The organism is Zoogloea sp. (assembly GCF_041908905.1).
Classification (GTDB): Bacteria; Pseudomonadota; Gammaproteobacteria; order Burkholderiales; family Rhodocyclaceae; genus Zoogloea.
This window is the reverse complement of record NZ_JAYREK010000019.1, coordinates 37,485-51,307: the sequence shown is the minus strand read 5'-3', so window position 1 is coordinate 51,307 and position 13,823 is coordinate 37,485. Positions and strand designations below refer to the sequence as shown.

Here is a 13,823-nt window from a genome sequence, read left to right as displayed (position 1 = left end):
CCGACTTCCGGGCACGATTTCTAGATTAATCTTGGGAACAACGCTATGAAAATCACCGTGGTCGGTACCGGTTACGTGGGTCTGGTGTCTGGCGCATGCCTGGCCGAAATGGGCAATGACGTGCTGTGCCTCGACCTCGACCCCGAAAAGATCCGGATCCTGAAGGAGGGGGGCATTCCCATCCACGAGCCGGGGCTCGATCAGGTGGTCGCCCGCAACGTGGCGGCCGGCCGTCTGCACTTCACCACCGATGTGCAGGAGGCCGTCCAGTTCGGCACGATCCAGTTCATCGCCGTCGGCACGCCGCCCGACGAGGACGGCTCCGCTGACCTGCAGTACGTGCTGTCGGCGGCCCGCGCTATCGGCCGTCACATGACCGATTACAAGGTGATCGTCGACAAGAGCACCGTGCCGGTCGGCACCGCCGACAAGGTGAAGGCAGCGGTACGCGCCGAGCTCGATGCCCGTGGTGAGAACATCCCCTACAGCGTCGTCTCGAACCCCGAGTTCCTCAAGGAGGGCGCCGCGGTCGACGACTTCATGCGTCCCGACCGCATCGTCGTCGGCGCCGAGGACGACCAGGCGATCTTCCTGATGAAGGCCCTCTACGCGCCCTTCCAGCGCAACCACGAGAAGCTGCTGATCATGGATCTGCGTAGCGCCGAGCTCACCAAGTATGCCGCCAACGCCATGCTGGCGACGCGCATCAGCTTCATGAACGAGCTGGCGTTGCTGGCCGAAACCCTGGGGGCCGACATCGAGCTCGTCCGCCACGGCATCGGCAGCGACCCGCGCATCGGCTATCACTTCCTGTACGCCGGCTGCGGCTACGGCGGCTCCTGCTTCCCCAAGGACGTGAAGGCGCTGATCAAGACCGGCGCCGATTCCGGCCATACCCTGCGCGTCCTCAATGCGGTCGAGGACGCCAACGACGCCCAGAAGCTGGTGCTCGTGGACAAGATCGTCGAGCGCTTCGGTGAAGACCTCACCGGCCGGCATTTCGCGGTCTGGGGCCTGGCCTTCAAGCCCAACACCGACGACATGCGCGAGGCGCCCAGCCGGGTGATCATCGCCGAGCTGTTCCGTCGCGGCGCCACCGTCACCGCCTACGACCCGGTGGCGATGACCGAAGCCCGCCGCGTCTTTGGCGAGGATGCGCGCCTCCGCTACGCCGAGCGCCCGATGCAGGCCCTCGACGACGCCGACGCGCTGCTCATCGTGACCGAGTGGAAGGAGTTCCGCAGCCCCGACTTCGACGTGATCAAGGCCAAGCTGAAGAGTGGCATCATCTTCGACGGGCGCAACATCTTCGATCCGGCCCTGCCGCGCAAGGCCGGGCTCACCTACCTCAGCATCGGTCGTCCCTGACGGGGGCTGCCGGCCGCTTGAAAGGGCTTCTTCGTGAAGCCCTTTTTTCGTTGATATCCCCGTCGCCGGTGCTTCGTGCCGCCCCGGTGTCCGCCGTTTCGGTATCATCGGCCCGAATCGCACCTTCTCCCCTGGATCACATGATGGAATTCAAGACTCTCGAGGACTACGTGGGCCACACCCCGCTGGTCCGGCTCAAGCGCATCGGCGCGGGCCGCAACAACGTCATCCTGGCCAAGCTGGAGGGCAACAACCCGGCCGGCTCGGTGAAGGACAGGCCGGCTCTGTCGATGATCCTGCGGGCCGAGGCGCGCGGCGACATCCAGCCCGGTCAGACCCTCATCGAGGCCACCAGCGGCAACACCGGCATCGCGCTGGCGATGGCGGCGGCGATCCGCGGCTACGGGATGATCCTCGTGATGCCCGAAAACCAGAGCATCGAGCGCCGCCAGTCGATGCGCGCCTTTGGCGCCGAGCTGGTGCTGACCCCCAAGGAGGGCGGAATGGAGCTCGCCCGCGACGTGGCCGAGCGCCTGCGTGACGAAGGGCGCGGCGTGATCCTCGATCAGTTCGCCAACCCGGACAACCCCCAGGCCCACATCGACGGCACCGGTCCGGAGCTCTGGGAGCAGACCGGCGGCACGATCACCCACTTTGTCAGCAGCATGGGCACCACCGGCACCATCATGGGCGTGTCCACCTACCTCAAGGGCAAGAACCCGGCGATCCAGATCATCGGCTGCCAGCCGGCCGACGGCGCCCAGATCCCCGGCATCCGCAAGTGGCCCGAGGCCTATCTGCCGCGCATCTACGACAAGGCCCGGGTCGATCGCCTCGAGTACGTCTCCCAGGCCGACGCCGAGGAGATGACCCGCCGCCTGGCGCGGGAGGAGGGCATCTTCGCCGGGATCTCGTCGGGCGGCTCGATGTGCGTCGCGCTGCGCCTCGCCGCCGAGCTCGAAAACGCGGTGATCGTCTCCATCGTCTGCGACCGGGGCGACCGCTACCTGTCCACCGGCGTCTTTCCGGCGTGATGTATCGCATGGCCAGCACCCTCGTCTTCGACATCGAGACCATCCCCGACGTCGCCGGCATCCGCGCCCTCCACGGCCTGCCGGCCGAGCTCGCCGACGAGGAGGTCGCCGAGTTCGCCTTCCAGCAACGCCGGGCCAGCAACGGCACAGACTTCCTGCCCCATCACCTGCAGCGGGTGGTGACGATCTCGTGCGCCTTCCGGGATGCGGCGCACTTCAAGGTGTTCTCGCTCTCCGAGCCCGACTGCAACGAAGGTGAGCTGATCCAGCGCTTCTTCGACGGCGTCGAGAAGTTCACCCCCCAGCTGGTGTCGTGGAACGGCGGCGGCTTCGACCTGCCGGTGCTCCACTACCGGGGCATGCTCCATGGGGTGACGGCGTCCCGCTACTGGGATCTGGGGGATGGCGATTACAACGACTCCCGCGATTTCAAGTGGAACAACTACATCGGGCGCTATCACACCCGCCACCTCGACCTGATGGACCTGCTGGCCCTCTACCAGCCGCGGGCCAATGCGCCCCTCGACGACCTCGCCAAGCTGATGGGCTTCCCCGGCAAGCTCGGGATGGACGGTTCGGCGGTGTGGAAGGGCTACTGCGAGGGGCGTATCGGCGAGATCCGCGACTACTGCGAGACCGACGTGGTCAACACCTACCTGGTCTTCCTGCGCTTCCAGCTGATGCGGGGCGTCTTCGATCGGGCCCACTACGACGCCGAGGTTGCGTTCGTGCGGGAATCCATCGGCCGTCTCGAGGCGGAGCACTGGCAGCGTTTTCTGGGGGCGTGGCCCGAGGGCGGGCTCCCCGCAAAATAATTCTGGAAAGCTGTTGACAGTTTTTAGGGCTCGTCTATAATGCGGGCTTCTTAGGCGCGTAGCTCAGCTGGTTAGAGCACCACCTTGACATGGTGGGGGTCGTTGGTTCGAGTCCAATCGCGCCTACCAAACACCTAAGAGGAAAACGCGGATGTTTCGAACTTGCAGCGCGAAGACTAAGTAAAATCTGGTCTGCTGCAAGGCGTTTTTCGGTAGAGAAAAAAGTGCGGCCTGGCCGCACTTTTTTTTTGCCCTCAAATTTTTCGCGCGAGCCATCATGCCCAACATCACCTTGCCCGACGGTTCTGTTCGCAGTTTCGAGCAGCCAGTGACAATCGCCCAGGTCGCCGCCTCCATCGGTGCCGGTCTGGCCCGTGCCGCGCTTGCCGGCAAGGTCGATGGGCGTCTCGTCGACACCTCCCATCTCATCGAGAGCGACGCCCGGCTGGCCATCGTCACCGACAAGGACGCCGATGGCCTCGAGGTCATTCGTCACTCCACTGCCCATCTGCTGGCCTATGCCGTCAAGGAGCTGTTCCCGGAGGCGCAGGTGACCATCGGGCCGGTGATCGACAACGGCTTCTACTACGATTTTTCCTACAAGCGTCCGTTTACGCCCGAAGATCTGGCCAAGATCGAGGCGCGCATGGCCGAACTCGCCAGGCGCGACATCCCGGTCGAGCGCAGCGTGCTGCCGCGGGACGAGGCGGTGGCCTACTTCAAGTCCATCGGTGAGCACTACAAGGCCGAGATCATTGCCTCCATCCCCCAGGGCGAGGATGTCTCGCTGTACCGCGAGGGTGATTTCACCGATCTGTGCCGTGGCCCCCACGTGCCGTCCACCGGCAAGCTGAAGGTCTTCAAGCTGATGAAGGTTGCCGGCGCCTACTGGCGTGGCGACTCGAAGAACGAGATGCTGCAGCGCATCTACGGCACGGCCTGGGCCCGCAAGGAAGATCAGGACGCCTATCTGCACATGCTGGAGGAGGCCGAGAAGCGCGACCACCGCCGCCTCGGCAAGCAGCTCGACCTGTTCCATCTTCAGGACGAGGCGCCGGGCATGGTGTTCTGGCACCCCAACGGCTGGACCCTCTGGCAGCAGATCGAGCAGTACATGCGCCGCGTGCTCACCGAGGCCGGCTACCAGGAGGTCAAGACCCCGCTGGTGATGGATCGCCAGCTGTGGGAGCGTTCCGGTCACTGGGACAACTACCGCGACAACATGTTCACCACCGAGTCGGAGAAGCGCGACTATGCGGTGAAGCCGATGAACTGTCCCGGCCACGTGCAGATCTACAACCACGGCCTGCATTCCTATCGCGACCTGCCGCTGCGCCTCGCCGAGTTCGGCTCCTGCCACCGCAACGAGCCCTCCGGCGCGCTGCACGGCCTGATGCGCGTGCGCGGTTTCGTGCAGGACGATGCTCACATCTTCTGCACCGAAGAGCAGATCGTGGCCGAGGTCACCGCCTTCAACGAGCTGCTGTCCCGCGTCTATCGCGACTTCGGCTTCACCGATGTGGCGGTCAAGCTGTCCCTGCGCCCCGAGAAGCGCGCCGGCAGCGACGAGGTCTGGGACAAGGCCGAAGGCGGTCTGCGCGAGGCGCTGGCGGCCTCGGGGCACCAGTGGGAGGAGCTGCCCGGCGAGGGGGCTTTCTACGGCCCGAAGATCGAATATCACGTCAAGGACGCCCTCGGCCGCTCCTGGCAGTGCGGCACGATGCAGCTCGACTTCGTGCTGCCCGAGCGTCTCGACGCCGAGTACGTGGCCGAAGACAACTCCCGCCGCCGTCCGGTGATGCTGCACCGGGCGATCCTGGGGTCGCTGGAGCGTTTCATCGGCATCCTCATCGAAAACCACGCCGGTGCGCTGCCCTTGTGGCTGTCGCCGGTCCAGGCGGTGGTGCTGAACATCTCCGAAGCCCAGGCCGATTATGTGACCGAAGTCGTCAAGGCGCTCCGCGCGAAGGGCTTCCGCGTCGAGGCCGATTTGCGCAACGAGAAGATTACTTATAAAATACGCGAACATAGCGTACGAAAGCTGCCCTATCTTCTCGTCGTCGGCGACAAGGAAAAAGCAGCAGAGGTTGTCGCCGTGCGCGCCCGGGGTAATCAAGACCTCGGTCAAATGTCCCTCGAGGAGGTCGTCGAGCGTTGGCAGCGTGAAATTTCCACGTTTGCCGGCACGGCCTGATTTTTTGTTTTTTTGGAGACTTGAACCATAGCTCAGGATAAAAAGCTGCGCGTTAACGGCGAAATCAATGCGCCGGAAGTGCGCCTGACGGGTGAGGACGGTGAGCAGATCGGCATCGTCTCTTTGCGTGCTGCGCTTGAAGCGGCGGAAGAAGCGGGTGTGGATCTCGTAGAGATCGCGCCGATGGCGAAGCCGCCGGTGTGCCGCCTGATGGACTTCGGCAAATACAAGTACGAAGAAGCCAAGCGCGCCCACGAAGCCAAGCAGAAGCAAAAGCAGATCCAGGTCAAGGAAGTCAAGCTGCGTCCGGGCACGGACGAGAACGACTACCAGATCAAGCTGCGCAACCTCATCAAGTTCCTGAACGAAGGTGACAAGGCCAAGGTAACGCTCCGCTTCCGCGGTCGCGAGATGGCGCACCAGGAGTTCGGCATGCGCCAGCTGGAGCGGGTCAAGGCTGACCTCGAAGAGATCGGCCAGGTCGAGCAGATGCCGAAGATGGAAGGGCGCCAGATGATCATGGTCATCGCGCCCAAGAAGAAGCACTGATACCCACCGGCGGCCGCGCCGCCGGGGTTTCACAGGATTCCCGGTGTCTGGCGGGCAGCCAGGCGTCGGAATACGGCGGGCAGGATAGCCCGCCGGAAACAAGTGGTGACGGGTTGTTGAAGCGTGTCCGGAAGTCGGACGCCACCCGGGGCCATGTCATAAGCTGGAGTACTTCATGCCCAAGATGAAGACCAAGAGCGGGGCCGCCAAGCGGTTCAAGATCCGCTCTAGCGGTAGCATCAAGCGTTCGCAGGCGTTCAAGCGCCACATCCTGACCAAGAAGACGACCAAGAGCAAGCGCCAGCTGCGCGGCATGACTGCCGTGCATGCTTCGGACGAAAAGTCCATCCGCGCCATGATGCCCTACGCCTGATTTAGGAGAACGCAATGCCTCGAGTTAAACGCGGTGTAACCGCTCGCGCCCGTCACAAGAAGGTCCTTGATCAAGCCAAGGGCTATCGCGGCCGTCGCAAGAACGTATATCGGATCGCCAAGCAGGCGGTCATGAAGGCCGGCCAGTACGCTTACCGCGACCGTCGTCAGCGCAAGCGTCAGTTCCGTGCCCTGTGGATCGCCCGTATCAACGCCGCCGCGCGTGAAGTCGGCCTGACCTACAGCCGCTTCATGAACGGCCTCAAGAAGGCCTCCATCGAAGTGGACCGCAAGGTGCTGGCCGACCTGGCCGTCTTCGACAAGCCCGCTTTTGCGGCGCTCGCCGAACAAGCCAAGGCCCAGCTCGCTGCGTAAGCTTACGCGGCACAAAAAAAGGAGGCCTGGCCTCCTTTTTTTTGTCCTGAACACCCGGGATACAGACTGAAAAATGGATCAACTCGATCAACTCGTGGCGCAAGCCGGCGTCGACTTCGCCGCCGCGGCCGACAGTGCCGCCCTGGAAACCGCCAAGGCCCGCTATCTCGGCAAGGGTGGTTCGCTGACGGAGCTCCTGAAGGGGCTCGGCAAACTCGACCCCGAAGCCCGCAAGACCGCCGGCGCCGAGATCAACAAGGCCAAGTCCGCCATCGAGGCGCAGCTCAACGCGCGCCGTGACGCGCTGCAGCAAGCCGCCCTCGAAGCCCAGCTCGCCGCCGAGGCGCTGGATGTGACCCTGCCCGGCCGTGGGGCCGGCATTGGTGGCCTGCACCCGGTGGTGCGCACCCTCGAGCGGGTCGAACAGTTGTTCCGCTCGATCGGCTTCGACGTGGCCGAAGGCCCGGAGATCGAGACCGATTTCTACAACTTCACGGCACTGAACACCCCGGCCAACCACCCGGCGCGTTCGATGCACGACACCTTCTATCTGGAAAACGGCGACAAGGTGCTGCTGCGCACCCACACCAGCCCGGTCCAGATCCGCGCCATGCAGGCCCACGTCGAGGCCCACAAGGATCGCGACACCATGCCCGAGCTGCGCGTGATCGCGCCGGGCCGCGTGTATCGCGTCGACTCCGACGCCACCCATTCGCCGATGTTCCACCAGATCGAAGGTCTGTGGATCGGCGAGTCGGTGAGCTTCGCCGACCTGAAGGGCGTGGTGGCCGACTTCCTGCGCAACTTCTTCGAGAGCGACGACCTGCAGGTGCGTTTCCGGCCGTCCTTCTTCCCGTTCACCGAACCCTCCGCCGAGATCGACGTGGCCTTCATGAGCGGCGCCCTCAAGGGCCGCTGGCTGGAGATCGCCGGCTGCGGAATGATGCACCCCAACGTGCTGCGGCACGGCGGCATCGACCCCGAACGCTATACCGGCTTCGCCTTCGGCATGGGGCCGGATCGGCTCACCATGCTGCGCTACGGCGTGGGCGACCTGCGCCTCTTCTTCGAAGGCGATCTTCGTTTCCTCGGTCAATTCAGGTAAGCCATGCAATTCTCAGAACTCTGGTTGCGCAGTTTCGTCAGTCCGAGCCTCGATTCGGACCAGCTTGGGCATCTGCTCACCATGGCGGGGCTGGAAGTGGAAGAGCAGGACGGCGTGGCCGCCGTGTTCTCCAAGGTCGTCGTCGCGCAGATCGTCGAAGCCGAGAAGCATCCCAACGCCGACAAGCTGCGCGTCTGCAAGGTGGACGCGGGGCAGGGCGAGCTGCTGCAGATCGTCTGCGGCGCCCCCAACGCCGCCGCCGGCATCAAGATCCCCTGCGCGCTGGTGGGCGCCGACCTGGCCGGCTTCGGCATCAAGGCGGCCAAGCTGCGCGGCGTCGAGTCCTTCGGCATGCTGTGCTCGGCCAAGGAACTCGGCATCTCCGACGAGAGCAGCGGCCTCCTGGTGCTGCCCGAGGACGCGCCGGTCGGCACCGATCTGCGCGATTACCTGGCCCTCGACGACACCCTGTTCACCATCAAGCTGACGCCCAACCGCGCCGACTGCCTGAGCCTCAGCGGCATCGCCCGCGAGGTGGCCGCCCTCACCGGCAGCCCGCTCAGCCTGCCGGCCTGCGAGCCGGTGGCCGCCGGCCATGGCGACACCCGGGCGATCGTGCTCGACGCGCCGGAAGCCTGCCCGCGTTACTGCGGTCGCATCATCCGCGGCGTCGACGCCAAGGCGCCGACCCCCGAGTGGATGAAGCAGCGCCTGCTGCGCAGCGGCATCCGTTCGATCAGCGCCCTCGTGGACGTCACCAACTACGTGATGCTCGAACTCGGCCAGCCGCTGCACGCCTTCGACAACGCGAAGCTCGCCGGCGCCATCCACGTGCGTCTGCCCAAGGCTGGCGAGCAGGTGCTGCTCCTCAACGGCCAGACCATCACGCCGGCCGCCGACACCCTCCTGATCGCCGACGAAGCCCGCGCCCTGGCGCTGGCCGGCATCATGGGCGGCGAGGAGAGCGGCATCACCCTCGACACCACCGAACTCTTCCTCGAGAGCGCCTTTTTCGCGCCCGACGCCATTGCCGGCCGCGCTCGCGCCTACGGCTTCTCGTCGGATGCCTCCTACCGCTTCGAGCGCGGCGTCGACTTCGCGCTGGCCGGCAAGGCCATGGAGCGCGCCACGCGCCTGATCCTCGACATCTGCGGCGGCGAAGCCGGCCCGGTGGTCGAGGCCGTCGCGGCCGACAAGCTGCCGGCCCGCGCCCCGATCCGCCTGCGCGCCAGCCGCGTGCGCCGCATGCTCGGCATCGACCTCAGCGCCGACGCGGTGGCGGGCATGTTCGAGCGCCTCGACCTGCAGGTCAGCCGCGACGGCGACGACTTCGTCGTCACGCCGCCGTCCTACCGCTTCGACGTGGAGATCGAGGAAGACCTGATCGAAGAGATCGCCCGCATCCACGGCTACGACAACATCCCGATCCGCGCCCCCCGTGGCCCGATCACGATGCTGCCGCGCCCCGAGGCGAAGCGCGACGCGATGTCGCTGCGCCGCCAGGTGGCCGCCCGCGAGTACCAGGAAGTCATCAACTTCGCCTTCGTCGAGGAGGCCTGGGAGAAGGACTTCGCCGGCAACACCAACCCGGTGCGCCTCGCCAACCCCATCGCCAGCCAGATGAGCGTGATGCGCTCCTCGCTGATCGGTGGCCTGGTGGCCAACGTGGTCACCAACCGCAAGCGCCAGACCAACCGCGTGCGGGTCTTCGAGATCGGCCGCTGCTTTGCCCACGACGCCGCCGGCCAGCCGGTCGACGGCTACCACCAGCCGGTACGCATTGCCGCGCTGGCGGCGGGCACCGTGAAGCCCGAGCAGTGGGGCGAGGCCAATCGCAACGTCGATTTCTTCGACGTCAAGGCCGACCTCGAGGCGCTGCTCTTCCCGCGCGTCGCCGAGTTCGAGCGGGCCAGCCATCCGGCCCTGCATCCGGGCCGCTCCGCCTGCGTGAAGGTGGACGGCAAGGCCGTCGGCGTCATCGGCGAGCTGCATCCGGTGTGGGTCCAGCGCTACGAGCTGGGCACCGCGCCGGTGCTCTTCGAGCTCGACCTCGACGTGCTCCTCGAAACCGTCACCCCGGCCTACACCGAGCTGTCGCGCTTCCCGGCGGTCACCCGTGACCTGGCCCTGGTGGTCGACCAGCAGGTGGCCTCGGGCGGCCTGCTCGCCGGCCTGCAGGCAGTCGCGCCGGCCATCGTGCAGCGCATCGAGCTGTTCGACCAATACCAGGGCAAGGGCATCGAGCCCACCCGGAAAAGCCTTGCTTTCCGGGTGGTGATGCAAGACACTCAGCGCACCCTCGAAGATGCCGAAGTGGATGCCGCCATGGCCGCCTTGACCCGTCACGCCGAAGAACAGCTCGGCGCCAAGCTGCGAGGTTGATGCGCCATGGGCATGACCCTTACCAAGGCTGAGCTGGCCGACATGCTGTTCGAGCAGGTCGGGCTCAACAAGCGTGAAGCCAAGGACATGGTGGAGTGCTTCTTCGAGGAGATCCGTCTGGCCCTGGAGCGCGGCGACTGCGTCAAGCTGTCGGGCTTCGGCAACTTCCAGTTGCGCGAGAAGCCCCAGCGCCCCGGGCGCAACCCCAAGACGGGCGAAGAGATTCCGATTACAGCCCGGCGCGTGGTGACCTTCCACGCCAGCCAGAAGCTGAAGGCCAATGTGGAGCAGCTGAGCAATGTTGCAGAGTGACACCCCGGTGGCGGCCGAACTGCCGCCGATCCCCGCCAAGCGTTATTTCACGATCGGCGAAGTCAGCGAGCTGTGCGGCGTCAAGCCCCATGTGCTGCGTTACTGGGAGCAGGAATTCACCCAGCTGCGGCCCGTCAAGCGGGGCGGCAACCGGCGCTATTACCAGCACCACGAGGTGCTGCTGATCCGTCGCATCCGCGAGCTGCTGTACCAGGACGGCTTCACCATCTCCGGCGCCCGCAACCGCCTCGACGAACTCGCCGCCCGCAAGCGCGAGGACGCCGAGGAGTCCATCGGCCTGCGGGAGCAGCTTTCGTCCGTGCGCTCCGAGATCAAGTCCATCCTCCAGCTCATCCAGAGCTGACGATCGTGGCGGCGCCCCCGGCTGCCAGCGGGGGAAAGGCGGCTTGTGAAGCCCCATACAAACACGGCGCCCCGCGGGGCGCCGTGTTGCTTTGCATGCCCTGAAAACTGCGCCAGCCGGGCTTACCAGCCCTGGGCCTGGCGCCGGGCCTGCTCGCACTCGTGGCGGAACATCAGAAACTGGCGCAGGCGGCGCGGATCGATCTGGCCGGCTTCGGCCGCCGCCTGCAGCGCGCAGCCGGGCTCCGCGTCGTGGCGGCAGTCGCGGAAGCGGCACTGGCCCACGTAGGGCCGGAACTCCCGGAAGCTCGCCTCCAGGGCCTCGGCGTCCAGGTGAGCGAGGCCGAAGGTCTGCATCCCCGGGCTGTCGATGATGCCGCCACCCTCGGGCAGCGGGTAGAGCCGCGCGAAGGTGGTGGTGTGCTTGCCGGTGTCGAGTACCTCGGAGATCTCGCGGGTCTCTGCCCGCGCTTCGGGGATCAGGGCGTTGGTGAGCGTCGATTTGCCCATCCCCGACTGGCCCACCAGCAGGCTCGTCTCGCCCACCAGGCGCTCGCGCAGCAGGGCCACGTCGCCCAGCGCCGACAGCTCGAGGATCGGATAGCCCAGCGCCGCGAAGGGGGCGAGGAGGGCGCGGCTGCTCGCGAGGCCGGCGGCCAGGTCGGCCTTGTTGAGGACGATCAGCACCTTGAGCTGCTGGCTCTCGGCGGCACACAGGCAGCGCGACAGGAACTCGTCCGAGAAGCTCGGCTCGGTGGCCACCACCAGTACCACCTGGGTCGCGTTGGCGGCGATCAGCTTCTGGCGCCAGGCGTCCGAGCGGTACAGCAGGCTGCGGCGCTCCTCCAGCTTCTCGATGACGCCCTGGCCGGGGCCGGTGACGGCCACCTTCACATGGTCGCCGCAGGCGAACACGCTCTTCTTGCCCCGCGGCACGCACAGCAGGATCTCGCCCGCCGCGGTGCGCGCTTCATACTGGCGCCCGAAGGCGGCGATCAGGGTTGCATCGAGTTTCATCGGGCGGCGGCCTGCAGGCGCGCGATACGGATCGCAGCGGGGGGGTGGGAGTCGTAGATGCTGGAGTACAGCGGGTCGGGCGTGAGCGTGGAGGCGTTGTCCCGGTACAGCTTGACCAGCGCGCTGACCAGCTCGGCGGCGGGGGCCTGGCGCGCCGCGTAGGCGTCGGCCTCGAACTCGTGGCGGCGCGACCACATGCTCATCAGCGGGGTGAGCGGAAAGGTGAACACCGGCAGCACCAGCGCGAACAGCACCAGGGTGGCGGCGGTGCCCGGCTGGGCCAGCCCCAGCCCCTCGAAGAACCACGCCTGGCCGGCCAGATGGCCGAGCAGCGCGAAGAAGGCCAGGCTGCCGGCGCCGATCACCGCCAGGCGCTTCCACAGGTGGTGGTGGTGGTAGTGGCCCAGCTCGTGGGCCAGCACCGCCTCGACCTCGGCCGGCTCCAGCTTGGCCAGCAGGGTGTCGAAGAAGACGATCCGCTTGCTGGCGCCGAAGCCGGTGAAGTAGGCGTTGCCGTGGGCCGAGCGCTTCGAGCCGTCCATCACGAAGAGGCCCGACAGGCGGAAGCCGCAGCGGGCCAGCAGGGCCTCGATGCGCGCCTTCAGGGGGCCGTCGGCCAGGGGCTGGAACTTGTTGAATAGCGGCGCGATGAAGGTGGGGTAGACCAGCATCACCAGCAGGTTGAAGCCTAGCCAGAAGGCCCACACGTAGGCCCACCACAGCCCGCCCATCGCCTCCATCAGCCACAGCACGAAGGCGATCAGCGGCAGCCCGATGACGGCCGCCAGCACCACGCCCTTCACCGTATCGGCCACGAACAGGCCCGGCGTGAGGCGGTTGAAGCCGAAGCGCGCCTCCAGCCCGAAGCTGCGGTAGAGGCCGAGCGGCAGCTCCACCAGCCAGCTCACCACGCCCACCGCGCTGACGAAGGCGACCCCGTGGGCGATGCCACCCGGCTCGGCGAAGCGGGCGCACAGGTCGTGCAGCGCCTGCAGCCCGCCGCCCAGCGTGAGGGCCAGCAGCAGCGCCGCCGACAGCAGGACGTCGACCATGCCGAGCCGCACCCGCGCCACCGTGTAATCGGCGGCCTTCTGGTGGGCGTCGAGGCTGATCGTGGCGGCGAAGGCGGCGGGCACTGCGCCCCGGTGGGCGGCCACGTGGGCGGCCTGGCGCCGGGCCAGCCCCAGCCGGCACAGCAGGCCGACGCCCAGGGCGACGAGGAACAGGGTGGAGAAGTGGCTGGAAGTCATGGGGCAGGGCGGGAGGAGAGAACGGCGGGGAGGGGGCCGTGGGGGGATGCCCGAAGCGGCGCCGCGCTGCGCCGCAACAGCCCGCGCAGAGGGCGTAGAATCGCGCCTTCACCGAAAATCGATCGGACCAAATTATGGCACAGGACCAGAATCACCTCATCTGGCTGGACATGGAAATGACCGGCCTCAACCCCGACAGCGACCGCATCATCGAGATGGCGATGGTCGTCACCAACAGCAACCTCGACGTGATCGCCGAAGGCCCGGTGGTCGCCGTGCACCAGCCCGACGCCGTGCTCGACGCGATGGACGAGTGGAACAAGAACACCCACGGTCGCTCCGGCCTGATCGAGCGGGTCAAGGCCTCGACCCTCGACGAGGCCGCCGCCGAGGCCCTCTACCTCGACTTCATGCGCGAATACATCCCCTCGCGCACTTCGCCCATGTGCGGCAACTCCATCGGCCAGGACCGCCGCTTCATGGCCCGCTACATGCCCAAGCTCGAGGACTGGTTCCACTACCGCAACCTCGACGTGTCCACCCTCAAGGAGCTCTGCCGCCGCTGGCGCCCGGATGTGTACAAGGGCCTCGAGAAGAAGGGCGCCCACAAGGCCCTCGACGACATCCTCGAATCCATCGCCGAGCTGCGCTACTACCGCGAGCACTTCCTGAAGGTGTAAGCGCGAG

14 protein-coding genes and 1 tRNA gene are annotated in these 13,823 nt (G+C 66.4%); 13 read left to right on the top strand and 2 right to left on the bottom strand.

Annotated features, from left to right (window positions below):
- The first annotated feature begins 45 nt into the window (after positions 1-45).
- The 12 genes from ACE3OU_RS11665 (at position 46) to ACE3OU_RS11610 (ending at position 10,870) form a co-directional block, all read left to right on the top strand.
- Positions 46-1,368 (top strand): UDP-glucose/GDP-mannose dehydrogenase family protein, encoded by a 1,323-nt coding sequence (locus ACE3OU_RS11665; protein ID WP_374241734.1) that lies wholly within the window; start codon positions 46-48, stop codon positions 1,366-1,368.
- Positions 1,369-1,511: 143 nt separating this feature from the next.
- Positions 1,512-2,402: a cysteine synthase CysM gene (gene cysM, locus ACE3OU_RS11660; protein WP_374241733.1), complete on the top strand. Its 891-nt coding sequence runs from the start codon at positions 1,512-1,514 to the stop codon at positions 2,400-2,402.
- Between the two features lie 8 nt (positions 2,403-2,410).
- A complete protein-coding gene (locus tag ACE3OU_RS11655) occupies positions 2,411-3,217 on the top strand; it encodes a 3'-5' exonuclease (protein WP_374241732.1) in 807 nt (268 codons plus the stop codon).
- 52 nt (positions 3,218-3,269) lie between these two features.
- A tRNA-Val gene (locus ACE3OU_RS11650) sits at positions 3,270-3,346 on the top strand.
- 148 nt (positions 3,347-3,494) lie between these two features.
- The gene (gene thrS, locus ACE3OU_RS11645) at positions 3,495-5,411 is read left to right on the top strand and encodes a threonine--tRNA ligase (RefSeq protein WP_374241731.1); all 1,917 of its coding nucleotides are present in this window, start codon (positions 3,495-3,497) and stop codon (positions 5,409-5,411) included.
- 27 nt (positions 5,412-5,438) lie between these two features.
- Positions 5,439-5,960 (top strand): translation initiation factor IF-3, encoded by a 522-nt coding sequence (infC, locus tag ACE3OU_RS11640; protein WP_374241752.1) that lies wholly within the window; start codon positions 5,439-5,441, stop codon positions 5,958-5,960.
- 175 nt (positions 5,961-6,135) lie between these two features.
- Positions 6,136-6,333, top strand: a complete 198-nt coding sequence (gene rpmI, locus ACE3OU_RS11635) for a 50S ribosomal protein L35 (protein WP_374241730.1) — start codon at positions 6,136-6,138, stop codon at positions 6,331-6,333.
- A 14-nt stretch (positions 6,334-6,347) separates the two neighbouring features.
- Positions 6,348-6,707: a 50S ribosomal protein L20 gene (rplT, locus tag ACE3OU_RS11630; protein ID WP_141349527.1), complete on the top strand. Its 360-nt coding sequence runs from the start codon at positions 6,348-6,350 to the stop codon at positions 6,705-6,707.
- A gap of 73 nt (positions 6,708-6,780) precedes the next feature.
- Positions 6,781-7,812, top strand: coding sequence for a phenylalanine--tRNA ligase subunit alpha (gene pheS / locus ACE3OU_RS11625; RefSeq protein WP_374241729.1), 1,032 nt, complete (start codon positions 6,781-6,783; stop codon positions 7,810-7,812).
- Between the two features lie 3 nt (positions 7,813-7,815).
- On the top strand, positions 7,816-10,194 hold the full coding sequence (gene pheT, locus ACE3OU_RS11620; protein ID WP_374241728.1) for a phenylalanine--tRNA ligase subunit beta: 2,379 nt from the start codon (positions 7,816-7,818) through the stop codon (positions 10,192-10,194).
- A 6-nt stretch (positions 10,195-10,200) separates the two neighbouring features.
- The gene (locus tag ACE3OU_RS11615; RefSeq protein WP_374241727.1) at positions 10,201-10,506 is read left to right on the top strand and encodes an integration host factor subunit alpha; all 306 of its coding nucleotides are present in this window, start codon (positions 10,201-10,203) and stop codon (positions 10,504-10,506) included.
- A complete protein-coding gene (locus tag ACE3OU_RS11610; RefSeq protein WP_374241726.1) occupies positions 10,493-10,870 on the top strand; it encodes a MerR family transcriptional regulator in 378 nt (125 codons plus the stop codon). The genes ACE3OU_RS11615 and ACE3OU_RS11610 overlap by 14 nt, the downstream gene beginning before the upstream one ends.
- Before the next feature lie 122 nt (positions 10,871-10,992).
- On the opposite strand, the gene rsgA is transcribed toward ACE3OU_RS11610, so the two are convergent.
- Both rsgA and ACE3OU_RS11600 read right to left on the bottom strand, forming a co-directional pair.
- Positions 10,993-11,886, bottom strand: a complete 894-nt coding sequence (gene rsgA / locus ACE3OU_RS11605) for a ribosome small subunit-dependent GTPase A (RefSeq protein WP_374241725.1) — start codon at positions 11,884-11,886, stop codon at positions 10,993-10,995.
- Positions 11,883-13,136 carry a M48 family metallopeptidase gene (locus ACE3OU_RS11600; RefSeq protein ID WP_374241724.1) on the bottom strand — a complete coding sequence of 418 codons (1,254 nt, stop codon included), beginning with the start codon at positions 13,134-13,136 and terminating at the stop codon, positions 11,883-11,885. The genes rsgA and ACE3OU_RS11600 overlap by 4 nt, the downstream gene beginning before the upstream one ends.
- A gap of 134 nt (positions 13,137-13,270) precedes the next feature.
- Between ACE3OU_RS11600 and orn the strand changes: the two genes are divergently transcribed.
- Positions 13,271-13,816 carry an oligoribonuclease gene (gene orn, locus ACE3OU_RS11595; RefSeq protein ID WP_374241723.1) on the top strand — a complete coding sequence of 182 codons (546 nt, stop codon included), beginning with the start codon at positions 13,271-13,273 and terminating at the stop codon, positions 13,814-13,816.
- Positions 13,817-13,823 lie beyond the last annotated feature (7 nt).